This is a genomic window from Phycicoccus sonneratiae (genome assembly GCF_016887965.1).
Taxonomy (GTDB): Bacteria; Actinomycetota; Actinomycetes; order Actinomycetales; family Dermatophilaceae; genus Phycicoccus; species Phycicoccus sonneratiae.
Genome location: NZ_JAFDVD010000013.1, coordinates 31,697 through 57,148, shown reverse-complemented (window position 1 = coordinate 57,148; position 25,452 = coordinate 31,697). Strand labels below are relative to the sequence as shown.

At 73.6% G+C, this 25,452-nt stretch carries 21 protein-coding genes; 14 read left to right on the top strand and 7 right to left on the bottom strand.

Going from position 1 to position 25,452, the window contains the following annotated elements:
- Positions 1-4: 4 nt before the first annotated feature.
- Both JQN70_RS12355 and JQN70_RS20145 read left to right on the top strand, forming a co-directional pair.
- On the top strand, positions 5-973 hold the full coding sequence (locus JQN70_RS12355) for a carbohydrate ABC transporter permease (RefSeq protein WP_204131657.1): 969 nt from the start codon (positions 5-7) through the stop codon (positions 971-973).
- Positions 970-1,794, top strand: a complete 825-nt coding sequence (locus JQN70_RS20145; protein WP_307835953.1) for a carbohydrate ABC transporter permease — start codon at positions 970-972, stop codon at positions 1,792-1,794. Before JQN70_RS12355 ends, JQN70_RS20145 begins: the two co-directional genes overlap by 4 nt.
- An 80-nt stretch (positions 1,795-1,874) precedes the next feature.
- Here the strand turns inward: JQN70_RS20145 and JQN70_RS12345 are convergent, their stop codons facing one another.
- Positions 1,875-2,576, bottom strand: coding sequence for a M50 family metallopeptidase (locus JQN70_RS12345; protein ID WP_307835952.1), 702 nt, complete (start codon positions 2,574-2,576; stop codon positions 1,875-1,877).
- 64 nt (positions 2,577-2,640) lie between these two features.
- On the opposite strand from JQN70_RS12345, the gene JQN70_RS12340 reads away from it, so the two are divergent.
- From JQN70_RS12340 to JQN70_RS12320, 5 genes are read left to right on the top strand one after another with little or no spacing between them, the layout of a single operon-like run.
- The gene (locus JQN70_RS12340; RefSeq protein ID WP_204131655.1) at positions 2,641-3,564 is read left to right on the top strand and encodes an N-acetylglucosamine-6-phosphate deacetylase; all 924 of its coding nucleotides are present in this window, start codon (positions 2,641-2,643) and stop codon (positions 3,562-3,564) included.
- Positions 3,565-3,598: 34 nt separating this feature from the next.
- Entirely contained in the window at positions 3,599-4,150 is a 552-nt protein-coding gene (locus tag JQN70_RS12335; protein WP_204131654.1) for a CBS domain-containing protein, read from the top strand.
- Positions 4,147-5,448: an ArsB/NhaD family transporter gene (locus JQN70_RS12330; protein ID WP_204131653.1), complete on the top strand. Its 1,302-nt coding sequence runs from the start codon at positions 4,147-4,149 to the stop codon at positions 5,446-5,448. Before JQN70_RS12335 ends, JQN70_RS12330 begins: the two co-directional genes overlap by 4 nt.
- 58 nt (positions 5,449-5,506) lie before the next feature.
- Positions 5,507-6,172: an LON peptidase substrate-binding domain-containing protein gene (locus tag JQN70_RS12325; RefSeq protein ID WP_204131652.1), complete on the top strand. Its 666-nt coding sequence runs from the start codon at positions 5,507-5,509 to the stop codon at positions 6,170-6,172.
- 23 nt (positions 6,173-6,195) lie between these two features.
- Positions 6,196-6,477 (top strand): MazG nucleotide pyrophosphohydrolase domain-containing protein, encoded by a 282-nt coding sequence (locus JQN70_RS12320; protein ID WP_204131651.1) that lies wholly within the window; start codon positions 6,196-6,198, stop codon positions 6,475-6,477.
- 1 nt (position 6,478) lies between these two features.
- Here the strand turns inward: JQN70_RS12320 and JQN70_RS12315 are convergent, their stop codons facing one another.
- Positions 6,479-7,186: a dienelactone hydrolase family protein gene (locus tag JQN70_RS12315; RefSeq protein WP_204131650.1), complete on the bottom strand. Its 708-nt coding sequence runs from the start codon at positions 7,184-7,186 to the stop codon at positions 6,479-6,481.
- A 192-nt stretch (positions 7,187-7,378) separates the two neighbouring features.
- Between JQN70_RS12315 and JQN70_RS12310 the strand changes: the two genes are divergently transcribed.
- Positions 7,379-8,368, top strand: a complete 990-nt coding sequence (locus tag JQN70_RS12310; protein ID WP_204131649.1) for a hypothetical protein — start codon at positions 7,379-7,381, stop codon at positions 8,366-8,368.
- An 84-nt stretch (positions 8,369-8,452) separates the two neighbouring features.
- A complete protein-coding gene (locus JQN70_RS12305; protein WP_204131648.1) occupies positions 8,453-9,430 on the top strand; it encodes a chaplin family protein in 978 nt (325 codons plus the stop codon).
- 46 nt (positions 9,431-9,476) lie between these two features.
- On the opposite strand, the gene JQN70_RS12300 is transcribed toward JQN70_RS12305, so the two are convergent.
- Both JQN70_RS12300 and JQN70_RS12295 read right to left on the bottom strand, forming a co-directional pair.
- Entirely contained in the window at positions 9,477-10,658 is a 1,182-nt protein-coding gene (locus tag JQN70_RS12300) for an ATP-binding protein (RefSeq protein ID WP_204131647.1), read from the bottom strand.
- Positions 10,659-10,665: 7 nt separating this feature from the next.
- Complete coding sequence (locus JQN70_RS12295) at positions 10,666-11,433, bottom strand: fructosamine kinase family protein (protein WP_307835951.1); 768 nt, start codon at positions 11,431-11,433, stop codon at positions 10,666-10,668.
- Between the two features lie 94 nt (positions 11,434-11,527).
- Between JQN70_RS12295 and JQN70_RS12290 the strand changes: the two genes are divergently transcribed.
- Entirely contained in the window at positions 11,528-12,301 is a 774-nt protein-coding gene (locus tag JQN70_RS12290) for a GAF and ANTAR domain-containing protein (protein WP_204131645.1), read from the top strand.
- 23 nt (positions 12,302-12,324) lie between these two features.
- Positions 12,325-13,476, top strand: a complete 1,152-nt coding sequence (locus JQN70_RS12285) for an App1 family protein phosphatidate phosphatase (protein WP_204131644.1) — start codon at positions 12,325-12,327, stop codon at positions 13,474-13,476.
- A 275-nt stretch (positions 13,477-13,751) separates the two neighbouring features.
- On the opposite strand, the gene JQN70_RS12280 is transcribed toward JQN70_RS12285, so the two are convergent.
- From JQN70_RS12280 to JQN70_RS12270, 3 genes are read right to left on the bottom strand one after another with little or no spacing between them, the layout of a single operon-like run.
- The gene (locus JQN70_RS12280; RefSeq protein WP_307835950.1) at positions 13,752-16,145 is read right to left on the bottom strand and encodes a beta-galactosidase; all 2,394 of its coding nucleotides are present in this window, start codon (positions 16,143-16,145) and stop codon (positions 13,752-13,754) included.
- A 34-nt stretch (positions 16,146-16,179) separates the two neighbouring features.
- The gene (locus JQN70_RS12275) at positions 16,180-18,363 is read right to left on the bottom strand and encodes a glycoside hydrolase family 3 N-terminal domain-containing protein (RefSeq protein ID WP_204131643.1); all 2,184 of its coding nucleotides are present in this window, start codon (positions 18,361-18,363) and stop codon (positions 16,180-16,182) included.
- Between the two features lies 1 nt (position 18,364).
- On the bottom strand, positions 18,365-21,673 hold the full coding sequence (locus JQN70_RS12270) for a cellobiose phosphorylase (protein WP_204131642.1): 3,309 nt from the start codon (positions 21,671-21,673) through the stop codon (positions 18,365-18,367).
- Between the two features lie 168 nt (positions 21,674-21,841).
- On the opposite strand from JQN70_RS12270, the gene JQN70_RS12265 reads away from it, so the two are divergent.
- The 3 genes from JQN70_RS12265 to JQN70_RS12255 are packed head-to-tail and all read left to right on the top strand — an operon-like array spanning position 21,842 to position 25,450.
- Positions 21,842-23,512 (top strand): ABC transporter substrate-binding protein, encoded by a 1,671-nt coding sequence (locus tag JQN70_RS12265; protein ID WP_204131641.1) that lies wholly within the window; start codon positions 21,842-21,844, stop codon positions 23,510-23,512.
- A 28-nt stretch (positions 23,513-23,540) separates the two neighbouring features.
- A complete protein-coding gene (locus JQN70_RS12260) occupies positions 23,541-24,530 on the top strand; it encodes an ABC transporter permease (protein WP_204131640.1) in 990 nt (329 codons plus the stop codon).
- On the top strand, positions 24,527-25,450 hold the full coding sequence (locus tag JQN70_RS12255) for an ABC transporter permease (RefSeq protein ID WP_204131639.1): 924 nt from the start codon (positions 24,527-24,529) through the stop codon (positions 25,448-25,450). Before JQN70_RS12260 ends, JQN70_RS12255 begins: the two co-directional genes overlap by 4 nt.
- Positions 25,451-25,452: the final 2 nt, after the last annotated feature.

Below are 25,452 nucleotides of genomic sequence, written 5' to 3'. Positions count from 1 at the left end.
CGACGTGACGACGACCGGCGACGTCCGGGCGCCGTCGGCCGGCACGACCCCCGGAGGACCCCGCGCACGGCGGCGGTCCTCCGGGGTCGGCCGGGTCAGCGCGCCGGTCGCGCTGCTCTGGCTCGCCCCGGCGATCGCCCTCATCGTCGGGGTGGTGTTCTTCCCGGCGGTGATGCTCTTCCGGGCCTCGCGCTCGGAGTACTCGATCACCGGGCTCTACAAGGGCAGCGCCGGGTGGGACAACTACGCGAAGGTGCTCAGCTACCCCGACCTCCCGGTCGTGCTGAAGAACACCGTCGTCTGGGTCGTGGCGGTCGTCGCCATCACCATCGTCCTGTCGCTGGCCCTGGCCCAGCTGCTCGTCAAGGACTTCCCCGGCCGGCGCTTCGTCCGGTGGGCGGTCATCGTGCCGTGGGCCGCCTCGCTCGTCATCACGAGCCAGCTGTTCGTCCTGCTCTACGACAGCAACTACGGGCTCATCAACCACGTGCTCATGAAGCTGCACCTCATCTCGACGCCCATCTCGTTCCTCGGTGACGACCGCTTCACGATGGCCTCGATGGTCGTCGTCGGCGTCTTCGTGTCGCTGCCGTTCACGATCTTCGTCTTCATCGCCGGGCTCAACGCGATCCCCGACGACGTCATGGAGGCCGCCGAGGTCGACGGCGCGTCGCCGTGGCAGCGCTGGCGGCAGATCACCTTCCCGCTGCTGCGCCCCGCGATGCTCATCGCCACCGTGCTCAACACGATCTACGTGTTCAACAGCTTCCCGATCATCTACACGCTCAACGACCGCAACCCCGGCTTCGGGCACGACACCCTCATCACCTTCATGTACAAGCTCGCGTTCAAGAGCCAGGAGAAGGACGTCGGGATGTCGGCGGCGACGGGCATCATCAACGTGCTGGTCATCCTGCTCGTCGTGCTCGTCTACCTGAGGCTCGTCAACTGGCGCGAGGAGACGTCGCGGTGACCACCGTCCGCCGGCCCCGGCTCGTCGCCTTCACCGCGGCGGTCGTCGCGCTCGTGTTCCTGGCGCCCTACCTCGTCATGGTGCTCGACAGCTTCCGCACGAGCACCGACGTCAAGACCACCCCGCCGTCGTTCCTCCCGCGGGTGTGGCAGTTCGACACCTACACGACCGTGCTCACCGACGGCCGCTTCCCGCACTGGCTGCTCACCTCGCTCATCGTCTCGCTCGGTGCGACGGCGGTCGTCATCCTCGTGGCCATCCCGGCGGCGTTCATGACCGCGCGGCACCGGTTCCCGGGGCGCGGGGTGTTCCTCCTCGTCGTGCTCGTGACGCAGATGTTCGCGCCGACCTCGCTCGTCGTCGGGCTCTACCGGCAGTTCTTCGAGCTGAACATGATCAACACCTACGGGGCGCTGATCATCACGAACGCGGCGTTCAACCTCGCCTTCGCGATCTGGATCCTCCACGGGTTCTTCTCCTCGATCCCGCTCGAGGTCGAGGAGGCCGCCGCGCTCGACGGCGTCGGCCGGGTCGGGATGCTGCGGCGCATCATGCTGCCGCTGACCCTGCCCGGGCTCGTCACCGCCGTGATCTTCACGTTCATCGCGGCGTGGAACGAGTACGTCGTCGCGCTGACCCTGATGATCGACGACGACAAGAAGCCGCTGACCGTGGGGTTCCGGTCCTACGTCACCGGCTACGAGCAGAACTGGGACCAGCTGTTCGCGGCGTCCGTCATCGCCGTCGTCCCGGTCGTCATCCTCTTCGCGCTCATCGAGAAGCACCTCGTCGGCGGCCTGACCGCCGGCTCCGTCAAGTAACCACCCCACTTCTTGCGAGTTCGCCCGCTCGACATGCCCCCGACGCGGCGTGTCGGCGGCGGAACTCGCAATACGTCGGGTCAGAGGGCGGCGAGGACGGTGCTCGCGGTGAGCCAGGTGGCGCCGGCACAGACGAGCGCGAACGACACCACCCAGAGCACCCGAGGCACGCCGGTCAGCTGGGCCAGCACGGCCGCATCGCTCGCCGACCGGTCGCGCGACCCGGCCACCGCGCCGAGGTGCCGCCAGGCCCCGACGACGAGGACGACCCCGGTGCCGACGAGGACCTGGGCGTGCAGCCGGTCCGACCCCGACCACCACAGCCAGCCCGTCACCGCCCCGACCGCCAGCACCACGATGGCCGTGAGCACCGAGCGCGACCGGACGAGCGCCACGAGGAGCACGACGAGCACCGCCGCGAGCACGCTCGGCCCCCACCCGCGACCGGCCAGCCAGACCGCCGCGGCGCCGACCACGGCCGGCGCCGGGTAGCCGGCCCACGTCGTCGCCACGCGCCCGAACCCCCGCGCCGGCCCCACCGTCACCGCGTGCCCGGACATGTCGCCGCGCAGGACGAACCCGGTGAACCGCCGACCGCAGAGGATGCCGACCCCCGCGTGGCCGAGCTCGTGCACGAGGGTGACCCCGAGCCGCAGCACCCGCCAGACCGGCCCGACCCCCACCGCGACGAGGGCCGCGAGGAGCACGACGAGCACCGGCCGGCCGCTCAGCGACACCTCGCCCACCGGCTGCACGCGCTGCCACACCTCGTCGACGTCCACGGGCACCGGACCGTAGCCGCCGCACCTGTGCACGGGCCGGGAGGGGCCCGGTAGCGTCGGGGGCGTGACCGGCCTCGTCGACATCCACTGCCACGGCGCCGCGGGCGCCGAGCTCGGCGACACCGCCGACGGCAGCCGGGCCGCCGTCGCGCACCACGCCGCGGCCGGCACCCATCGGCTCGTCGCGAGCCTCGTCAGCGCCCCCGCCGACGACCTCGTGTCCCGGGTCGCCACGCTCGCCCCGCTCGTCGCGGACGGCACGCTCGCCGGCATCCACCTCGAGGGCCCCTTCCTCTCCCACGGCCGGCGCGGGGCCCACGACCCCGCGGCCCTGGCTCTCCCGGACCCCGCGCTCGTCGAGCGGCTCGCCGAGGCCGCAGCCCTCGCGGGTGCACCGGACGCGTTGCGGCACATGACCTTCGCCCCCGAGCTCCCCGGCGCCGACCCCCTCGTGCGCACCCTCGTCGAGCTCGGCATCCGGCCCTCGGTCGGGCACACCGAGGCCGACGCCGCGACGACCGCCCGCACGCTCGCCGAGGTCGCCGAGCTCCAGGGGGCCCCGGCGCTCGTCACCCACCTGTTCAACGGGATGCCGCCCCTGCACCACCGCGCCGGCGGTCCGGTGGCGGCGGCCCTCGCCGCCGCCGCCCGGGGCGAGGCGCTCCTCGAGCTCATCACCGACGGGGTGCACGTCGCCCCCGAGGTGGTCCGCATGGTCTTCGACACCGTCGGGCCGCAGTCGGTCGTCCTCGTCTCCGACGCGATGGCCGCCACCGGCCTCGGCGACGGCCGGTACCGGCTGGGCGGTCTCGAGGTCGAGGTCACCGCCGGCACCGCCCGGACCACCGACACCGGCTCGATCGCCGGCAGCACCTCCACCCTCGCCGACTGCGTCCGGTGGTGCATCGAGGTCGCCGGCATCCCCGAGGCCGACGTCCTCACCGCCGCCACGACCACCCCGCTGCGGGCCCTCGGCCTCACCGGCTGAGACCCCACCGACCGGAGAGAGAGAAGGACCGCCGATGCGCGCCGAGGACCTCGTCGAACAGGTACCCACCGTCACCCGGGCCACGACGGGCGCCGAGGCGGCCCGGGTCGTCGCCGAGTACCGGCTCTCCGGGCTGGTCGTCGCCGACGAGTCGGGCGAGCCGATCGCCGTCGTGCCCGGCAGCCAGCTCTTCGGGCTCGTCCTGCCGCGCTGGGTCCGCGACGACCGCAAGCTCGTCCACGCCTACGACGAGGCGGGCGCCGACGACCTCTGCCGGCGGCTCAACGAGTCGACGATCGGCGACCTGCTCGACGACGAGAAGCTCACCGCGAAGAAGCTGCCGTCCGTCCTCCCCGAGGACACCCTCCTCGAGATCGCCTCCGCGATGGACGAGGCCCACTCGCCCGTCGTCGTCGTCCGGGACGCCGACGGCACCTTCCGGGGCGTGCTGACCATGTCGCGGGTCCTCGCGGCCGTCGCCACCGCCGCCGGCCAGGACAGCGACCTGGTCCGGCGCCGCCTCGCGAAGGACATCATCCTGCGCGGCACGCCCGACGAGTCCGGCCCCACCCGCGAGGCGCCGTGACCGTCTCCGCCGTCCTCGCCGTCGTCGTCTTCGCGGGCGCGTACGTCCTCATCGCGTCCGAGAAGGTCAACCGCACCGCGGTCGCGCTCGGCGGAGCCGCCCTCATGGTGCTCATCGGCGTCGTGCGCGGGGGCGACGTCTTCTTCTCCGAGGAGACCGGCGTCGACTGGAACGTCATCTTCCTGCTCCTCGGGATGATGGTCATCGTCGGCGTCCTGCGCCAGACGGGGGTCTTCGAGTTCGTGGCCATCTGGGCCGCCCAGCGCGCCCGGGCCCGGCCGTTCCGGATGATGGCCCTGCTCATCGTCATCACGGCGGTGGCCTCGGCGCTGCTCGACAACGTCACGACGGTGCTCCTCGTCGCCCCGGTCACGCTCCTGCTCTGCGACCGGCTGGCCCTGGCCCCGGTGCCGTTCCTCCTCGCGGAGGCGATGGCGAGCAACATCGGCGGGACCGCGACGCTCATCGGCGACCCGCCGAACATCATCATCGCCAGCCGCGCCGGCCTGACCTTCAACGACTTCCTCGTCAACCTCGCGCCGATCGTCGTCGTCCTCCTCGGCGTCTTCCTCGCTCTCGCCTGGCTCCTCTGGGGGCGCCGGATGGTCTACGACCCCGAGCGGGCCGCGTCGGTCATGGCCCTCACCCCGCGCGAGACCATCGCCGACGCCCGCCTGCTGCGCCGGATGCTCGTCGTCCTCGGGCTCGTCCTGCTCGGCTTCCTCACCCACAACCTCACCCACCTCGAGCCCTCGCTCGTCGCCCTGCTCGGGGCCGGGGCCTCCGTGCTCCTCTCGCGGCTGCCCTCGGACGAGTACCTCGAGGACGTCGAGTGGGAGACGCTGCTCTTCTTCGCGGGCCTCTTCGTCATGGTCGGGGCGCTGGTCAAGGCCGGCGTCATCTCCGAGCTGGCCTCGAGCCTCACCTCCGCGATCGGCGACAACTACCTGCCGGCCGCCCTCGGGATCCTCGGCGGGTCGGCGGTGCTCTCGGGCATCGTCGACAACATCCCCTACGTCGCGACGATGGCCCCGCTCGTCCACGACCTCGTCGGACCCGGGGCCGGCCTCCCACCGGCGCAGCAGTCGCTGTGGTGGGCGCTGGCCCTCGGCGCCGACCTCGGGGGGAACGCGACGGCCATCGGCGCGAGCGCCAACGTCGTCATCACCGGCATCGCCAGGCGCAACGACCACCCCATCTCGTTCTGGACCTTCACGAGGTACGGCCTCGTCGTCACCGCGGTGACCATCGCGGTCTGCATCCCCTACGTCTGGATCCGGTACTTCGTCGTGACGTGAGGGCACGCGCCGTGCAGCGACGGGCTCGACGGCCCCGCCGGAGTGCCTACAGTGGAGCATGGCCGCGCTGCCGCTCTTCCCGCTCGGTGGGGTGCTGCTGCCCGGGGCCCGGATGCCGCTGCAGCTCTTCGAGCCGCGCTACCTCGAGCTCGCCCAGCACCTCGCGTCGCTCCCCGACGACCAGCGCAGCTTCGGCGTCGTCCGCATCCGTCAGGGGCACGAGGTGGGGGACGGTGCGGCGACCGACCTCCAGGAGATCGGGTGCGAGGCGAAGGTCGACGCGATGGCGCTCGCGCGCGGTGACGTCGGCACCGTCGTGCACCTCGTCGCGCGCGGTGCCCGCCGGTTCCGCCTCGACGGGCTCGACGAGGGCGCGGGCACGACCTACCTCACCGGGTCGGTCACCTGGCTCGAGGACACCGGCGCCGACGACGACCCCGAGGTGGTCGCGCTCGCGGCCCGGGTGCTCGCCGCCCACGGGCGGTACCTCGAGACCCTCGGCGCCACCGCCGACCCCGTCGAGGCCCGGCCGAAGGACGTCGCGTTCCGGGTGGCCGAGCGGATGGTCCTCGACCCGGCGGACCGGCAGCGCGTGCTCGACGGGTCGGACGCCGCCACCCGCCTGCGCACCGTGCTCTCCCTCCTCGGGCGCGAGACGGCCATCGTCGACCGGTTCGCCGCGCTCCCGACGCCCACAGACCTCGGCGGCGCCTCGCTCAACTGAGCCGCTCGCGTAGGGTGCCGCGCATGGACCTCGCCCGCCTCCAGGAGGTCATCGAGCGCACCTATGGCGAGCGCGACCGGGCCCGGGGCGTCCCCAGCACGGTGGCGTGGCTCGCCGAGGAGGTCGGCGAGCTGGCCCAGGCCGTCCGCAAGGGCACGCACGCCCAGCGCGAGCACGAGTTCGCCGACGTCGTCGCGTGGGTCGCCTCCCTGGCGAACCAGATGGACGTCGACCTCGCCGCCGCCGTCGAGCGCTACGCCGACGGGTGCCCGCGCTGCGCCGGCTCGCCCTGCACCTGCCCGTAGGTCAGGCGTCGACCCCGGTCGGCAGGACCTCCGCGAGCCAGGCCTCGGTGCGTGACCAGGCCGCCGCGCTGGCCGCCGGGTCGTGGTTGACGAAGTCGTCGTTGTCGAAGGCGTGGTCGGCTCCGGGGTAGGTGTTCACCTCGGCCGGCGCGTCGCCGGAGGTCACGGCGTCGCGGATGCGCGTCACCTGGTCCATCGGCAGGTAGGCGTCGGACTCGCCGAAGACGTGCAGGGACGGGGTCGAGACCGAGGGCACGGCCTCGACGAGCCCCGGGAGGGCCGAGCCGTAGTACGAGACGAGCGCGTCGGCCGGATCGCCGGCGACGACCGCGTACCCGAGCCCGCCGCCGAAGCAGAACCCGACGACGCCCGTGCCGCCCCGCACCTCGGGCCGGTCCCGGAGGGACTCGAGGGCGGCCGTCGAGTCGGCCACGGCGGCGTCCCAGTCGAGGCGGTTCAGCAGCCCCATGGCCTCCTCGAGCATGTCCGGGCCGTTGGCGACGTCGCTCACGCCGAGCCGCCAGAAGACCTCGGGGGCGAGGACGACGTAGCCGAGGGCGGCGAGGTCCTCGGCGCGCCGGCGGATGTAGGGGCTGATGCCGAAGATCTCCTGGAGCAGGAGGATGCCGGGCCCGGACCCGGCCTCGGGCCGCCAGAGGTGGGCCGGCATCGGTCCGTCGGACGTGGGGACCTCGAGACGCTCGCTCATCGCGCCAGTATGCCGCGCGGCCCGCGCGGACCCCGGTGAGCGGGGGTGCCCGCGCCGATGGTTCGGGGTCGTTTTGTCGACAGGGTCGGAATTAAAGGCTTTGCAAAGAAATGCCGGAACAATGGAAATGCACCAATCCATTGTGATGTGTTTGTGCGAAGGCCTTGAAAGCCGTCGAGGGGAGGTTCGCCGATGACCGCGTCGCCGTTCGTCCGCGTGCCCCTCCGGCTCCTGCTCCTGATGGGCGTCGTCGGCGCGTGCTGGCTGTTGCTCGGCTCGGCCCGGGCTGAGGCAGAAGAGCCTTCTCCCGCAACGGGTTCGGGCCTCCTCGGCCAAGTGGCCGCCGCCGTGGAGCCCGAGGTGACCGCCTCCGTCACCGACTCCGTCCGGGAGGGTGTCGAGACCGCGACGCGGACGACCGACGACCTGCTCGGCACGGTCGAGAAGGTCACGCACCACTCCACCGGCACGGTCGAGAAGGCCGCCGAGCAGACCGCGGCCACTCCGGTCCGCCCCGTGACCGATGCCGTGCGCGAGACGACGGTGACGGTCGATCGCACGACGCGTGAGGTGACGACGTCCGGGCGCGAGCTCGTCGACGAGGCCGGCGCGAAGCTCGTCCGGACCGTCGATACGACGTCGAAGACGGTGTCCGACACCGTGTCCCGCGTGGTCGACACGGCCGATGGCGCGGTCGGCGCCGTCGTCGGGACGGTCTCGGACGCCGTGGAGCCGGTCGTGCCCGACGCCCCCGAGGTCCCCGCCCCCGGTGGTGTGCTCCCCGACACCTCGGCCCGGCCCGGTGCCACGACCCCGGTCGAGCTGCTCGCGCCCTCGGCCGGGTCGGACGCGTCCGGCGTCGTCGCGCCCGGGTCGGCGGCCCTCGCGGTGACGGGCGGCGCGGTGCGCCCGCCGGCCGCCGGTGCCGTCGAGTCCGGCGCTGCCGTCGTGTCGTCCCCGGTGCCCGTGGCCCCGGGCCCGCTCCCGGCTCTGCCCTACCTCGCGTGCGTCGCGGCGGCCGGCGCGCTGGCGTCCTCGGCCGGTCGCGGCCTGAGCTTGGCCGGGCCGGCGCTCGTCCCCTCCCGTTCTGCCGCACCGCCGCTCGCGAGCGAGCGCGTGTTCTCGGTCCTTCGGAGCCCGGTCCCGGGCCCCGCCCTCGTCCCCGGCTCCAGCCCTGGCTGATCCGCGCCCTCGCCGTCCTGACGGCGCACGGCTCGACCCCGCCCTGCGGGGGTCCACGGAACATCCAGGAAAGGACGCACGATCATGCACGTCTACATGCGCAGAGGGCTCCAGGTGGCCCTCCTCGTCGGAGGCGGGGTGCTGTTCGCCAGCCCCGCGTGGGCCGACGACACCACGTCCGGCTCGGACGGCCTCCTCGGGGGCAACCAGGTGGTCGCCGCGGTGACCGCACCCGTCACCGCCGCCGGGAACGCGGTCTCGGTGCTCGGGGACTCGCACAGCGAGGGCTCGAAGGCCGCGTCGTCGGCCGGCAGTGGCTCCTCCGGAGGGGTGGGGAGCACCTCGGGTGAGGACTCGGCCGGGGGTGGCAACCAGGCCACCGCTCCGGTGTCGGTGCCGGTGACCGTCGGCGGCAACGCCGTCTCGGTCGTCGGGGACTCGGACAGCGAGGGCTCGAAGGCCGCCTCGTCGGCCGGCAGTGGCTCCTCCGGAGGGGTGGGGAGCACCTCGGGTGAGGACTCGGCCGGGGGTGGCAACCAGGCCACCGCTCCGGTGTCGGTGCCGGTGACCGTCGGCGGCAACGCGATCTCCGTGGTCGGGGACTCGCACAGCGAGGGTGCCGCGACCGGGACCTCGACGGGCTCGTCCGGGACGGACGGTGCGTCGTCGACGACCGGTGAGGATTCGGTCCTCGGTGGCAACCAGGTGGGTCTGCCGGTGTCGGTGCCGGTGACCGTCGGCGGCAACGCGGTCTCCGTCGTCGGGGACTCGACGACCGAGGGGTCGAGCACCGGCTCGCCGCCCGGCACGGAGGACCCCGGCACGCCGGGCACCCCGGGTGACCCCGGCACGCCCGACACCCCCGGTGACACGGACGTCCCGGCGGGCTCGGTGACTCCGAGCGCGGTCCTCGACGTCGTCGCGGCGCAGGCCGCGGCCCCGCAGCTCGCGCAGACCGGCGTCGAGACGGGGGCCCTCCTGGCCCTGGCCCTGGCGCTGCTCCTCGCGGGCGCGGCACTCATCACCACCTCACGCGGGACCCCGCGGGCGTCCCGGGCGTGAGACCGGACCGGCCGGACCGGGGGCACCCCTGTCGCGCCCGGTCCGGTCAGGGGTGCCGGCCCCCGGCCGGCGCCACGTGCCCCGAGGCCAGCAGCGCCGTCACCGTCGCGGTGACGAGCTGCTCGGCCTCGGGGTGCGCCCCGTGCTGCTCGACGGCCACGTCGACGAGGTCGCGGACGGAGACCGGCTCGGAGGCCGCCCGCCACACGGTCGACGCCAGGTCGGGGAGGACGGCCGGCACCTGACCCCGGACGACGAACGAGGCCCCCTCGGCGTGCACGGCGTGCTGGAAGGAGGTGCGCTGCACGAGCGCGCCAGCGGGGAGGTCGACGTCCGGGGGCTCCGGCGTCATCGGTGGGGCCGACGCGGCCGACGCGTCGTCATCGATCAGCGCCGGCTCCCCGCCGCGCTCGGTCGTCCACCGGATGGCGGGCTGGGACGCCCCGGACCCCCCGGCGAGCCCGGCGACGAGGTCGACGCAGTCGGCGACCTCGGAGTAGCGCAGCCGCCACGGCCCCCCGCCGGCGGTGAGCGCGGCGACGACCGACTCCATCGGCCGCTCGAGGCGCAGCAGCGCCGATGTCTGCGGGACGACCTCGGCGAGCGCCTCGACGAGGGGGACCGGCTCGAGGACGGGTTCGCCGTGCCCGGGGTCGCGGGCGAGGAGCACGACGGCCCCCAGCCGGAGGTGTTCAGGAGCGCGGGCCAGGCCCAGCTCATCCGGGCCGGACTCGGTCTTGTCGAACGGGTCACGCGGGTCGACGAGCACCGACAGCGGCTTGGCCCAGGGCCGGACGGTGAGGTCGTCCTCGACCGCGACGGTCTCGTCCGAGACGTAGCCGAGGTGCTGCCCGAGGAGCCGGGCGGCGGTCGTCTTGCCGGTGCCCGAGGCCGCGACGAGCGCGACCGTGGAGCCGTCCGGGGTGCACACCCCCGCCGCGTGCAGCATGAGGCACTGACCGGTGCGCCGCCGGATCGAGGCCATCGTCAGGGCGCGTGACAGCAGGTAGGGCAGCTCGTCGTCGCTCGCCCGGTGTGGCACACCGGCGACGGACAGCGCGTCGTCCCCGTCGCGCGCCACGACGTACGGCAGCACCTCGCCGCCCGGTTCGGGTCCGCTCGCCGCCCGGGCCCACAGGGTGCGCAGCCGCCCGGCCATCGGCTCCCCGAGCCCGGAGACGTCGAGGTCCCACCCGGCGCCGAACGCGTTGAGCCGCTGCGTCGTCACGCCGGCCTCAGGCGTACCGGGCGGCGGCGTCGAGGGCCTGCCGGACGTAGGACCCGCCGAAGAGCACGGCGTGGACGAGCAGCGGGTGCACCTGGTGCAGGAGGACGCGGTCGCGCCAGCCGTCGGCGAGCGGCGCGGCCTCGTCGTACGCGGCGAGCACCCGGTCGAGCTCGGGGGCGCCGAAGAGGAGGAGCATCGCGAGGTCGGCCTCGCGGTGCCCACCGTGGGCGGCCGGGTCGATGAGCACCGCCCCGTCGCGCGTCCACACGACGTTGCCGGACCACAGGTCGCCGTGCAGCCGGGACGGCCCGTCATCGGTGTCGAGCGTCCCCGTGGCGAGCGTGTCGGCGAGCCGTTCGAGGAGGGCCAGCCCCTCGTCGTCGAAGACCCCGCGCTCGTGGCCGAGGCGGGCCAGCGGTCGCACCCGGGCCTCGGCGGCGAAGGACCCCCAGGTCCCCCACGTCCCGAGGCGCAGCGGCAGGAGCTCGCTGACCGGGCCGAGCCATCCGTCCCCGTCCCAGCCGTCGGGCCCGGCGCCGAAGGCCTCGGCTCCGGCGGCGTGGACGGCGGCGAGCCCGCGCCCGAGCTGCTCGGCGTGCGCGGCGGTGGGCGGCGCCGCCTCGAGCAGCGGCAGCTCGAGGTAGTCCTCACCGACGTCGAGCACCTCCGCCACGAGGGCGCCGCCGGCGTCACTGAGCCAGCGCAGCCCCCGGGCCTCCCAGTGGAAGTAGCCCGGTGGCGCGCTCGGCGAGGACTTCCGGTAGCGGCGCGGCACCGGCCCATCGTCGCACCCACCACCCGTGCCGGGCACGAGGTCGCGGGCTCGGGCTACAGTCGGCACCGAACACCGTGTGACCTCGGAGGATCCCATGACCGACACCCTCGCGCTGCCTCACCCGGAGGACGAGGACACCGACGCCGCCGTCCTGCTCGAGCGCTTCAGCCAGGAGCTCGCCGGTGTTCTCGAGTCGATGGAGGAGCTCTCCGACTACCTCGAACGCGTCGTGCACGCCGTCCGTCGGCACGTCGACGGCTGTGACGAGGTGGGCGTCACCATCCTCAGCAACGACCGCCCGCACACGGCGGCCTACACGACCGTCCAGACCCTCGAGATCGACGCCGCGCAGTACGCGCTCGACGAGGGACCGTGCCTCGACGCCGCCCGCTCCCGGCGCGAGCAGATGGTGCCCGACCTGTGCACCGACGACGGTCGCTGGCCGATCTTCGCCGAGGTCTCCCGCCGCGACGGCATGCGCAGCCTCTTCGCCGTGCCGCTCGTCAGCGGCGACGAGTGCGTCGGGGCGCTCAACCTCTACGCGTGGGCCACGGACGCCTTCGACGGCTTCGACGCCGCCCTCGTCCGCGTGGCCGCGGCCCGGTGCGCGGACGCCGTCGTCGCCGTCACCGCCCTCGACGGGATGCGCCGGCTGGCCGGTCAGCTCGAGCAGGCGATGGCCAGCCGGGCGGTCATCGAGCAGGCCAAGGGCGTCATCATGGCGCTGCGCGGCATCCCCGAGCACGACGCCTTCCAGGTGCTCCGCAAGACCTCCCAGGACCGCAACGTCAAGGTGCGGGTGCTCGCCGAGCAGGTGGTCCGCGGCGTGCTCAGCGGCACCGCCGGAGCGGACCTGTCGGAGCGCTGAGGGCGGTGTCCTAGAGTCGGTCCATGGCGCGACCGCACGCGGCAGCCCTCCTCGAGGACGCCTACACCGAGCGCAAGGCCGGGCTCCTGCGCTCGCGCGGCTGGGTCACCCGCATTGTGCCGTCCACGGGGTACGGCAGCACCAGCCAGCTGCGGGTGTTCGGCCGGGTGATCTTCACGCGGGGCCGGCCGGAGGACGAGCCCGAGGAGCCCACGTACGCCGCGCGGCTGCGGGCCGTCGAGCTCGAGACGCGGGGCTGGCGGGCCTTCGTGGCGACACCGGCGATGGAGGAGCCGGTGACCGTGCGGGTCAACGAGCGGCTCGTGACGACGCGCACCGACCGCGGCGGCTTCGTCGACCTCGTCATCCGCGGGCACGGCCTGACCCCGGGGTGGCACCACGTCTACCTCTCGTCGCCGCGCGCGGAGACCATCGACGTGCCGGTGCTCGTCGTCGGGTCGCAGGTGACGCACGGGATCATCAGCGACATCGACGACACGGTGCTCTCGACCTCGCTGCCGCGCCCGATGATCGCGGCCTGGAACACCTTCCTCCGCTCGGAGGGGGCGCGCCGGCCGGTGCCGGGGATGGCGACGATGTACCGCGAGCTGCTGGCGTCGCAGCCGGGGGCGCCGGTGGTCTACCTGTCGACCGGGGCGTGGAACACCGCGCCGCAGCTGACCCGCTTCCTCCGGCGCAACGGGTACCCCGCGGGACCGATGCTGCTCACCGACTGGGGGCCGACGAACACGGGATGGTTCCGCTCGGGGCAGGAGCACAAGCGGGCGCAGCTGCACCGGCTGGCGCGCGAGCTGCCGAACGTGCGGTGGCTGCTCGTGGGCGACGACGGGCAGCACGACCCGCGGCTGTACACAGACTTCGCGACGAGGCGGCCAGACCGGGTGCGCGGCATCGCCATCCGCGAGCTGTCGGCCGGTGAGCAGGTGCTGAGCCACGTCATCCCGGTCGCGACCGACGACATCGCCCCGGCGCCCACCGAGCAGCTCGAGGTGCCGGTGGTGCGCGCCGCGGACGGGTACGACCTGCGTCGGCGGGTGCAGGGGCTGTGGGACGAGGCGCCGCGGGCGCGGACCCTCGGCGAGTACGCGTCGACGGTGGTCACCGACGTCGACGACCCGCCCGACTACCTCGTCGAGGGGCCGGACGAGCGCTAAGCCACGGCGGCGGGGGTCGCGGCGACGCTCGCCGGCCGGCTCGACCCCCCACCCTGGTGCGAGCGCACTCCGTGCCACCCGCAAGCGATCCCTTGCCACGTGCAAGGAATCCCTTGCGGGCGGCAAGGGGTCCCTTGCGGGGAGCAAGGATCGGGCGAACCCTCACCGTCCACCTCGCGGCCTCGGTCGGCCTGCGCCGATGGCGCTGCCTCCGGTCGGCGTGCCACCGATGTCGCTCCGGGAGGGCCGCCCCCCGCGTCCCGCCCCCCGACGGCTCACCCCAGCCGCAACACCAGTGACCCACCGGGGTCGAGCGGCGTCACCCGCACGCACCCGTCCGGCCCGGCCGCCACGACGTAGTCCTCGTCCGGCAGCACGGGCGTCCCGGAAGCCAGGTCGACGTACCCCGGCCCCTCACCCACGCCGAGCAGCGGCCGGAAGCGGATCGCGCCCTCCTCCACCCCGGCCACCTCGCCGGTCCCCCCGACGACCCGCACTCCACCCGCGTCGAGCCCGAGCGGCAGGACGTACCCCGACCGCGCCGGCACCCGTAGGGCCGCGTCGGTCAGCGGGTGTCCGTCCACCGTCACCTCCACGGGCATCGCGGCCCCCGACAGGTTGATGACGTGCAGCGCCCGCTGCCCGTCCTCCGACGCGGTCGTCGTCGTGACCACCCCGGGCCACGGCGTCCGGGTGGACACCCCGGGCGTCGCCCCCAGCCGCTCGACGGCGCGGGTGAACAGCTCGCGGCTGGACGGCAGCTCGGCCGAGAGCAGCACCACGCGCCCCGCCCCCACCGGCACGTCGACGCCGCACACCGCCCCGTAGACGTCGGTGAGCACCGCGTCACCCCGCGACGGCGTCAGCTCCTGGCGCCAGCCGACCCGCATCTCCGGCCACGGCGCGGCCCAGCCCTGCGCCACGACCGACGGGTAGTAGTGCCCGGTGTCGCGCACGACCTCGCCCGGCACGACCCCCAGCGCGTCGACGAGCACCGTGCACGGCGTCCCGTCGAGGTCGAGCACCGGCGCCGGCCCGAGGAGCAGCACCCCTCCCCCGGCCTCCGCGTGCGCCAGCACGCGCTCCTGCACGGCCCGCGCCAGGTACCGTCCCGCACCGAGCACGAGCACCGAACCCGCTCGGGGAGAACGCTCCTCGAGGTGCACCGCCCCGAACCGGTACCCCGCCATGAGCAGCGACCGCACCAGCGCCCGCCGCTGCCCCGCCCCTCGGTGGGCGGCGAGGTCGGTCACCGCGTCGGTCATCAGGTCCGACCCGGGGTGGTGGTACTCGGTGGCGTAGGCGTCGAGCACCAGCCCGAGCTCGACGTCGTCGTGCTCCTCGTCCATCACCGCGAGCCACGGCTCGTTGGCCGCCACCGCCCGCACGCACCGCGCGGTCGCCTCGTAGGCGAACCCGCGCTGCCCCTCCGGACCCACGGGGGCCGCGGTGCCGTGGCGCTCGCCGGTGAAGGACAGCCGCTCGTTGCCGTCGTCGACGCGCTCGTCGAGCATCGGGTTGATGCCGCCGGCGAAGAGGTAGTAGTTGACGAGCCGGTTGCCCTGCGCGAGGCAGAGCCGGGTCTTCAGCTCGGTCGTCGACGGGTCGTACTGCATCTCGGCCCCGGCGCCGTAGTCGCCCGACCCCGCCTCGAACTCCAGCGACGTGAGCGGCTGGTCCTCGTCGTGCACCGCGTCCATGAACGCGTTGATGACGTAGAGGTCCGACATCGTCGAGAGCGTCGCCTCGCCCATGTAGTGGTCGCTGCCCGAGACCATGCCCGGCACACCGGAGTACGTGCGCACGAGCTGGCTGATGCCGATCGGGAACGGCTGGCCGCTGCCACCCTCGGTGCCGTGGATGTTCACGAGGAACGGGACGTCGACGATGCCCTGCTCCTCGGCCATGGTCCGCAGGGCGGCGACGTAGTCGGCGAAGCGCACCCGCATGAACTCACCGAGGTCGCGGCGCAGCGGGCCGGCCCACGCCTCCTCGGGGCTGCGGACGACCTCGGCCCAGCCGGGCCCCCCGGGCTCGACCGGAAACGGCCCCGCACCCGCGTACCGTTCGCGCACCCAGCGTCCGAGGTGGTCGACGAGGTCGTCGGTGAGGTCGGGCGTGTTGGTGACCCAGGCGAGCATCCCCACCTCGTTGTCGAGCTGGACGGCGACGACGTTCCCTCCGCGCGGCTGCAGCCGCGGGGCCAGCAGCGGCATGATCGCCGCGTACCAGCGGGCGGTCTCCTCGAGGAAGGCCGGTGCGAGGTAGTCGACGGTGCTCGACGTCGTCGGCGCCCCGTCCCACCCCGTCGGCACCACCTCGGGGTGCTCGCGGTACACGCGGTGCGGGATGCCCTCGTTCTTCAGCTCGGCCATGACGAACGGCCCGGGCCGGGCGATGAACAGCAGCCCGCGGTCACGACACAGGTCGACGAACGCCGCGACGTCGCGCTCGGGCCGGGTGCGACCCTCGACGTCGATGGTCCCGTCCGGCAGCTCGTGGTAGATCCACGGGATGTACGAGGCGACGGCCGTCAGCCCGGCCTCGACGACGAGGTCGAGGCGCTGCTCCCACTCCTCGCGCGCGACGCGGAAGTAATGCACCTCCCCGGCCATGACGACTCGGGGCACGCCGTCGATGTGGATCTGCTTGCGGGACAGCTCGATCACGAGGATCGCTCCTGGGGTGGTGGGAGGTGGTCGGTCAGGTCAGGGTGAGGGTCGTGGCGCGCAGCGTGGCCGAGTCCGGCCCGGCGAGCAGCACGATGTCGCCGCGGTCGACCCGCTCGGTGAGGTCCCGGCCCGAGTACGCGAAGTCGCGCGTGGACACCGCGAGGGCGACCTCCCGGCTCTCACCGGGCGCGAGGTCGACGGTCTGCCACGTGACGAGCTCGACCTCCGGACGCGTGACGTCGGCGACCGGGTCGTGCGCGTACAGCTGGACGACCTCTCGGCACGGCCGGGAACCGCTGTTGGACAACGTGACCCGCACGGTCGCCGTCCCGTCCTCGACCGGCACGGACTCCGGTTCCACCGACGGCTCCCCGTACTCGACGCTCGTGTACGACAACCCGAACCCGAACGGCAGGCGGCTGTGGGTCAGCGCGTCGACGTACCGGCCCTCGAAGCGGTCGCGTTCGACGGGGATGGGCCGTCCGGTCGGGCGCTGGTGCGTGCTCGTCGGCACGTGACCGACCGAGAGCGGGAAGGTCATCGGCAGCCGCCCGTGCGGCTCGACGTCGCCGACGAGCACGTCGGTGAGCGCCGACCCCGCCTCGACACCGGGGTGCCACACGACGACGACGGCCGCCGCGAGGTCGAGCACCTCGGTGAGGTCGAGCGGCCGGCCGGTGTAGACGACGGCGACGACCGGTGTGCCGAGGGCCGCCACGTGCCGGAGCACGTCGAGCTGGCCGGGCGGCAGGCCGATGTCGGTGACGCAGCGGTCCTCGCCCGAGCGGCCGCGGTGCTCACCGAGGAGCATCACGGCGGTCGAGGCGCGCCGGGCCAGCTCGAGCACCTGGTCGGGGAAGCGCCCGTCGAGCACGTCGAGGCGCCGGCCGAACTGCACCCCGGGCTCCTCGCCCAGCCGCTCGCGCAGGGCGTCGGCGGGCGTGACGACCTCCTCGCCGCGCCCGTCGAGCACCCACGTGCCGAGCAGGGCGTCGCCCTCGTCGACGAAGCCTCCGGTGAGCAGGACGCGGTCCTCCCCCGCGGGGTCGAGCGGCAGCACCCCGTCGTTCTTCACGAGCACGTGCGCCGCCTGCGCCGCCCGCCGGGCCAGGGACCGCGTCGCGGCCGTGGGCGCCGGGTCGTCCTCGAGGTCACCGGCGTACGGGTGCTCGAAGAGCCCGAGGCGCACCTTGAGCCGGAGCACGCGGCGCACGGCGTCGTCGAGCAGGGCCTCGTCGACCTCCCCCGAGCGCACGAGGTCCGCGAGGTGCGCCGTGTAGGCCCCGGCGCACATGTCGAGGTCGACCCCCGCCTCGATGGCCAGCCGGGCGGCCTCGCGCAGGTCGCCGGCGACGCCCTGGCGCACGAGCTGGCCGACGCCGTTCCAGTCGCCGACGACGACCCCGTCGAAGCCCCACTCGTCCTTGAGCACCTCGCGCAGCAGCCGTCGGTGCGCGTGCATCGGGGTGCCGTCGACGTCGTTGAACGCGGCCATGACGGTGGTGACGCCGGCGCGCACGGCGTCGCGGAACGGCCGCAGGTGCAGGTTCCGCAGCGTGTTCTCGCCGACCGACACGGTGTTGTAGTCGCGTCCGCCGGTGGACAGCCCGTAGCCGACGAAGTGCTTGGCGCAGGCGGCGAGACGGCGGCGGTCGGACGGGTCCTCGCCCTGGAAGCCGCGCACCATCCCCGCGGCCAGCCGGCCAGCGAGCACCGGCTGCTCACCGAGCGACTCGGCGACGCGCCCCCAGCGCGGCTCCTCGGACACGTCCATCATCGGCGCGAAGGTCCAGGCGACCCCCTCGAGCGTCGCCTCCTCGGCGGCCACCCGCGCGGTCTCCTCGGCGAGCCCGTCGTCGAACGCGGCCGCGAGACCGAGGGGGATCGGGAAGACGGTCCGGTGGCCGTGGATGACGTCGCGGCCGAAGAGCAGCGGGACGCCGAGGCGCGACTCCTCGACGGCGAGCCGCTGTGCCGCATCGATGTTCGCGACGAGCATCCCCTCGTCGCGCTCGTTGCCGGCGGTCGCGCCGGACGCGTAGAGGCTCGACGACACGGCACCGGCGCGGATGGCGTCCTCGTCCTCCGGCGTGATGTTCGCGACCTGGTGGGTCTGGCCGACCTTCTCCTCGAGGGTCATCACGGCGAGCAGGGCCTCGACCCGCTCCTCGGGGCCGAGGGCAGGGTCGAGCCACGGACGGTCGGTGCGCGTCATCTCAGAAGGTCTCCACGACGAGGCTCGTGGCGGTGCGCCGGAGGTCGTCCAGCCGCACCGCCACGCCACCGCGCCGGTAGGGGTTGTCGAGCGGGGTGGTCGTGAGGGGCGTGCCGTCGGCGGTGACCGACGTGACGCCGTTCCCGGTGCCGCCGGGCCGGACGACGACGTCGAGGACGCGGCCGTCCAGGGGGACCCGGGCGTGCAGCTCGCCGAGCGCGGGGTCGAGCACGGGGTCGACCTCGACGACGTCGCCGCGCCGCCGGATGCCGAGGAGGCACTCGACGACGAGCCGGAGGAAGAGCCCGGGACCCGAGGAGTACACGCGCCAGCCCCCCTCCAGCGGGACGCGGCCGGCCATCAGCTCCGGGTAGCGCTCCTGGGCGTCGAGCCGGTCGGTGAAGGCGCCGTCGGACGAGGAGTAGTAGCAGCTGGTCTGGCGCGGCCGGGCGGAGGGCACGAGCTCGGTGGCGCCGCCCGGGGTGGCGAGCGCGAGGGCCCGCACGAGCTCGGCCCCGCGCCCGACGCGGGCCAGGGCCTCGGCATACCGCAGGTGCGCGTGGACGTACATCAGCCCGATCTCGCGGCCCCAGAAGGTGCTGGCCTCGGCGCGCTGGAAGACGCTCATCGGCCCGCCGGCGTAGGCCACCGGCCGGTCGAACAGGCGCGCCCCGTCCGGGCCGAGCAGGTGCTCCTCGACGAGCGCGAGGTGCTGCCCGGCCTGCTCGGGGGTGAGGAGGTCGGCGCTCACCGCGTGGATCCACGGGAGGATGCCGAGGGTCAGGCCGGTGCGGGTGTCGCGGGGGTGGACCAGCGGCTCGGTGGTGCCGTCCTCGTGGAGCAGCAGGTACCCGGGCATGACGTCGTCGACGATGAGGTCGCGGTGGATGGCGTCCTCGGTGGCGTCGGCGAGCGCGGCGGCCCGCTCGGCGAGGTCGGCCGCGGCGCCGGTGGCGCCGACGGCCCGGAGGCCGTGCGCGAGGGTGCGCAGCGACTGGGTCTGCAGGACGGCGGTCCACACGGACACCAGGCGCCGGGCGAGCCGCGGGTCGGCGGGCTGGAGCGAGTCGTTCCAGTCGCCGTGACCGTACGCCGGGAGCGGGCTGCCGTCGACGGTGCACGCCTCGACGCGCTCGACGGCCCGGGCGAGGTGGTCGAGCACCGGCGCCGGGTCGGTGAGACCGGTGTCGCCGACGAACGGCACCTCGTCGGCGAGGAGGGCGGGGTCCCCGCTCGCGAGGAGGTGCTCGCCGGTCGCGAGCAGCGGCCAGAACACGACGTCGCCGTGCGAGTCCTGCTGGCCGGCGGTCGGCAGCGGCTCGAGGAACTCGAAGGCCTGCGGCCAGTCACCACGCGCGTTCTGCCCGCGGAAGACGCGCCCGAGCACCTCGCGGACCACGTCCTGCCGGTCGAGGGCGGTCAGCAGCCCGACCGGTCCCTGGCAGACGTCACGGGTTCCCCACGCCCCGCCGCTGTACTGCTCGAGGCCGCGCGGCGCCAGGTAGTGGACGACGGCGTCGTGCGCGAACCAGGGCAGGGCGTCGGCGACGTGCCGCACCGAGCCGCCGGTGGGGGAGGTCGGGGCCGAGACGTCGAGGGCGCGGGCGACCCTGTCCCAGAACGGTTCCGGTGCCTCGGCCGGCACCGGCGGTGTCGGGGCAGGCCGGCCGAGCCGGATGCTCCAGTCCGCGGCGGCGGGGACCTCGAGGGTCACCCACGCGGGGTCGCGGCCGACGCGGTCGTCGTGCAGCGGGGCGTCGTCACCGACCGTGGCGTCGGCGCCCTCCCACGTGAGCACCCAGGGCTCGTCGGTGCCGAGGGTCAGGCCGCGCGGCCCGGTGGGCTCGACCGGCGCCCCGGTGCCCGCGAGGGCGAGCAGCAGGTCGAGCGGCCGGCCGGCGAGGGTCCTCACGGCGACGACGAGCTCGTGGCGGCCCTCCGGCGCGGTCGTCGTCACCTCGAGGACGGTGTCGCCGAGGGCGTACCACCACGTGCAGCGGTCGAGGTCGACGCGCCAGGCCGACGGGGTGCCGAGCCGCTCCCAGCCGTGCTCGCCGCGGACGAGGAGGCGGGCGCCGTGCGCCTCGAGCAGCCCGAGGTACGAGCGGCGCCCGGTGAGCAGGGCGTCACGCCCGACGTGGCCCCGGGTGACCTGCGAGAGGAAGGTGCCGTCCATCCAGACCGTCGTCGTGAGGGAGCCGTCGTCGGGGACGAGGGAGGAGCCCGTGCGCAGGACGGTGCCGTGCGGGCGGAGGACGGTGAGGTCCTTGGCCGGCAGGACGACCTGGCCGGCCGGGGTCGACCACGACCAGGGTGACCCGTCGGCCGCCGTCTCGACCGAGCCATCGGGCGCGATGCCGAGCCGCGCGAGCTCGTCGGAGGTCAGCGGGCGGGCGGGCGCCGAGGGGCGGCTGAACGCCGTGGCGGACACGGCCGCGCCGCCGGGATCTGGCCGGCCGGGGCGGGACGCGGTCTCGGCCTCGGCCCGGCGGAGCCACTGCGCGTCGTCGTCGCCGGTGGCCGCCGGGTGGTCGGCGACCGCGACGCCGACGAAGCCGGTGCGGTGCGTCGCCCCCGCCGCGAGGTGCACCGGCTCGTCGCCGAGCACGACGAGGGTGTGCTCGTGCTGGTGGCGCGTCGAGGGCAGCGCGGCGGCGTCGAGGCCGTCCCACCGTGTGCCCGCCGGCGTGCGGGTGGTCAGCTGCAGCGCGTCGGTGGCCCAGCCGCGGCCGGCCCGCAGCGACCCGATGGCCAGCCACGGGACGAACGGCCCGGGCATGTTCTGGCGCACGGCGAGGGCGGTGCCGTGCGGTCCCTCGAGCGGTGAGACGTCGAGATACTGCGCGACGTAGTACTCGTTGGTGCGCACCGCGCCGGGAGTGGCGAGGGCGGGGTCGTGGGTGAGGACGACGTCGACGTCGAGCCCTCGGCCGGTGGCGTTCTCGACCTCGACCTCCCAGCGCCACGCCACGTGGTCGTCGCCGGACGAGGTGCCGGCGCGCAGGGCCACCGACCAGTCGAGCCCCTCCCAGGTGCCGCGCAGACCGACGACACCGTCGCCGCCGTGCACGACCCCGCCGGAGGCCGGGCCGAGCAGCGGGGTCCAGCGGGCGCGGTCGCCGTCGAGGACCCGGAGGAACAGGCCAGCGGGCCCCGGTTCGAGCTCGGTCGCGGGATAGAGCAGCAGGCTCAGCCCGAACGCCTCGAAGCGCCGGAGCGACCCGTTGGTGGTCAGCTCCGCGGCCAGCCCGCAGGGGCCGTCGAGGCCGTGTCGGGGGGCGGGGAGGTGGGCGGTCTGCTGCTCGTGCACGGCTCCTGCCTACCAGTCCGGGCGGTGCGCAGGAAGGCTTCGTGACCGTGAAAACAGATGTAAGCAAGGGCCATCCATGAAAGTAGTTACATGGTCAGAAACCGTTGACACACAACGGTTACGGCGTCGTACGTTGACCGGAGCCCACTCCACGGAAGGTCTGCAACGATGCTGACTCGCACCATGTCCATGGCCGCCACCGGCCTCGTCGCCGCGCTCGCCCTCACGGCCTGCGCCGGGAGCGCCGACAGCGGTTCCGGAGGAGCCGCCGGCAAGGGCATGGTCGCCCAGCTGACCTTCCCCGCGGAGGTCACGGGGGCCGCCGGGGGCCTCGGCGACTTCAACCCCTACGCCACCCAGCCGCTCACCCGGTTCTGGGTCTACGAGCCGCTGATCATCAAGAACGGTCTCTCCTGCGAGGAGACGCCGTGGCTCGCGACGAAGGCCGACTGGACCGATGACCAGACCCTGGCCATCACGATCCGCGACGGTGTGAAGTGGAGCGACGGGCAGCCGTTCACCGCGAAGGACGTCGCCTTCACGTTCAACCTCGGCAAGCAGTACGCCGGCCTGGACAAGGCCGGTGTCTGGAACGACACCTTCGGCGCCCCCGCCGAGTCGGTCACGGCCGAGGGCAACGTCGTGACGATGAAGTTCTCCGGCAACGCCGCCGCGAAGTACGACGAGATCATCAAGCAGCCGATGCTCCCCGAGCACGTGTACTCGAAGGTCGGCGACCCGACGAAGTACGTCGACAAGAAGCCAGTCGGGACCGGGCCGTACGAGCTCGGCAGCTACAACGGCCGCCGCCTCGTCCTCGACCGCCGCCCCGACTACTGGCAGGCCGACAAGGTCAAGGTGCAGAAGATCGTCCAGGAGGGCCAGTACGACGCGTCGCAGGCCGCGCTCAAGCTGCGCTCCGGCGAGCTCGACGCCTACTGGGGCGAGATCCCCAACCCGGAGAAGACGTTCGTCTCGGCCGACCCGAAGGTCAACCACTTCTGGTTCGCCCCCAACGGGATGACCGTCCTCACCGGCAACCTGAAGCAGAAGCCGTTCGACGACCCGAAGTTCCGCGAGGCGGTGTCCTACGCGATGGACAAGGAAGCGATGTCGACCAAGGCGACCTACGGGATCATGAAGCCCGCGAGCCAGACCGGCCTCAAGCTGCCGTCGATGCAGAAGCTGCTCCCTGACTCGGTCGCGAACTCCGACACCGTCATTCCCTTCGACGTGGCGAAGGCGAACCAGATGCTCGACGCCGCGGGCTACCGCAAGGGCGCCGACGGCAAGCGCACCAACCCCGACGGCTCGCCGCTCGCGGTGAACTTCTCGGTGCAGGCCGGCTTCATCGACTACCAGGCCATCGCCGACGTCATCGCCAAGGGCCTGAACTCGGTCGGCGTCCAGACCAAGGTCACCGCCTCGGCCCCCGACTCGGTCGACCAGCAGAAGAAGACCGGTGAGTACACCGCGATGCTCGAGTACCTCCACGGTGGCTGCGAGCTGGCCCGCAACATCGGGGCCAAGCTCTCCTCGAAGCAGTTCCCGACGGAGAAGGAGGTCAGGAGCAACGTCGGCCGGTTCTCCGACCCGCAGGTCGACGCCACCGTCGCCGCGCTCGAGAAGGCCACCGACCAGGCCGAGCAGAAGACCGAGGTCGGCAAGCTCGTCGACGTGATGATGACCCAGTTCCCCGTCACGCCGCTCATCTACGCGCCCACCCGCATCCTGTACCGCACGGACAAGGCCGTCGGCTGGCCGAGCGAGCAGGACCCCTACGCCAACCCGTCCGACGACCGGCTCCTCGTGCTCACCCGGTTGTCCTCGGCGAAGTGAGCGCCGGCCACCCGGCCGGAGGTGCGTCGTGAGGTACTTCGCGCGCAAGGTCGCGTTCTTCCTCGCCACCCTCTGGGCCGTGGTCACGCTGAACTTCCTCATCCCGCGGCTCCAGCCGGGCGACCCGGCGGAGATCATGGTCAAGCGCCTCGCGGGCAAGGACTCCCAGCTCGACCCCGCGCAGGTGCAGGCCATGCGCGCGATGCTCGGCACCCCCGACGGGTCGCTGTGGAGCCAGTACACCGGCTACCTCGGCGAGCTGGCGCACGGGAACTTCGGGCTGAGCTACACGTACTACCCGTTCCCCGTCACCGAGGTGATCGGCCAGGCGATCTGGTGGACGGTGGTCCTCGTCGTCGTCACGCAGGTGCTGTCCTTCGCCGTCGGTACCGTCCTCGGGGCGTACGCGGCGTGGCGGCGCAACACCCGCTTCGACTCGGTCGTCACGCTCGGGTCGACGTTCCTCGGCACCCTCCAGCCGTTCTGGATCGCCCTGCTGCTCATCTACCTGCTCGGCTACACGCTCGGCTGGTTCCCGACCTCCGGCGGCTACGAAGCCGCGACGCCCGGGTTCAACGGGCCGTTCATCCAGGAGGCCGTGAGCCACTCGTTCCTGCCGGCGCTCGCGCTGCTCGTCGTCACGCCGATCGGCTGGGTGCTCGGGATGCGCAACACGATGATCATGAACCTCGGCGAGGACTACATCCGCCTCGCCCGGGCCAAGGGGCTGCCCGACCGGCGGATCGCCCTCGGGTACGCGGCGCGGAACGCGTTGCTGCCCAGCGTCACCGGCTTCGCGCTCGCCCTCGGCGGCGTGCTCGGCGGCGCCATCCTCGTCGAGACCGCCTTCGACTACCCCGGCCTCGGCCGGTTGATGGGCGAGGCCGTCGAGAACAAGGACTACCCCCTGCTCCAGACGCTCATGCTGCTGACGACCGCCGGGGTGCTCCTCGCGAACCTCGTCGCCGACCTCATGTACGGCGTGCTGGACCCGCGCGCGAGGAGGGCGCAGTCATGACGACCACCCCCGTCACCGACCCGCAGGGCGTCGGCGAACCGCAGCTCGCCCCGGAGGAGACCGTCGAGGTCCGCCGACCGGACCCCTGGTACAGGGTCGTCTGGAGCAGCAGCAAGGCCCGCGTCGGCCTCGTCATCGTCGCCGTCTACGTCCTCGTGGCGATCTTCGCCCCCCTCATCGCGCCGCACGACCCGACGAACTCCGACTTCGTCCCGCTCGCCGGCCCGAGCGCCGAGAACTGGCTCGGGACGACGACCAACGGGCAGGACATCGCCTCCCAGCTGATCCACGGCACCCGCATCTCGCTGCTCGTCGGTCTCTTCGGCGGGCTCCTCGCGACGGCCATCGCGCTCGTCATCGGGATGGTCTCGGGCTACGCCGAGGGCACGCTGCTCGACGACGCGCTGACCTTCCTGACCAACGTCGCACTGGTCATCCCCGTGCTGCCGCTGATCATCACGCTCGTCGCGTACTCCGACACCCGTGGCGTGCCGCTCATCGTCGCGGTCATCGCGATCACGTCGTGGGCCGGCGCCGCGCGGGCCAAGCGCGCGCAGATCATCACGCTGCGCAACCGCGACTTCGTCACCGCCTCGAAGTTCGCCGGCGACCGCACGCTGCGGATCGTCTTCGCCGAGATCATGCCGAACATGACCTCGCTCGTCGCGGCCGGCTTCGTCGGCGCCGCGACCGGCGCGATCGGTGCCGAGGCCGGCCTCGCGATCCTCGGTCTCGGCGACTCCGGCTCGGTCTCGTGGGGCACGATGCTCTACCAGGCCAACGCGCAGGGCGCGATCGCGCAGGGCCTGTGGATCTGGGTGTTCGTGCCCGGTCTCGTCCTCGGCATCCTCATCACCGCGATGACCTTCGTGAACTTCGGTGTCGACCTGCTGAGCAACCCCCACCTGCGGGAGGACTGACG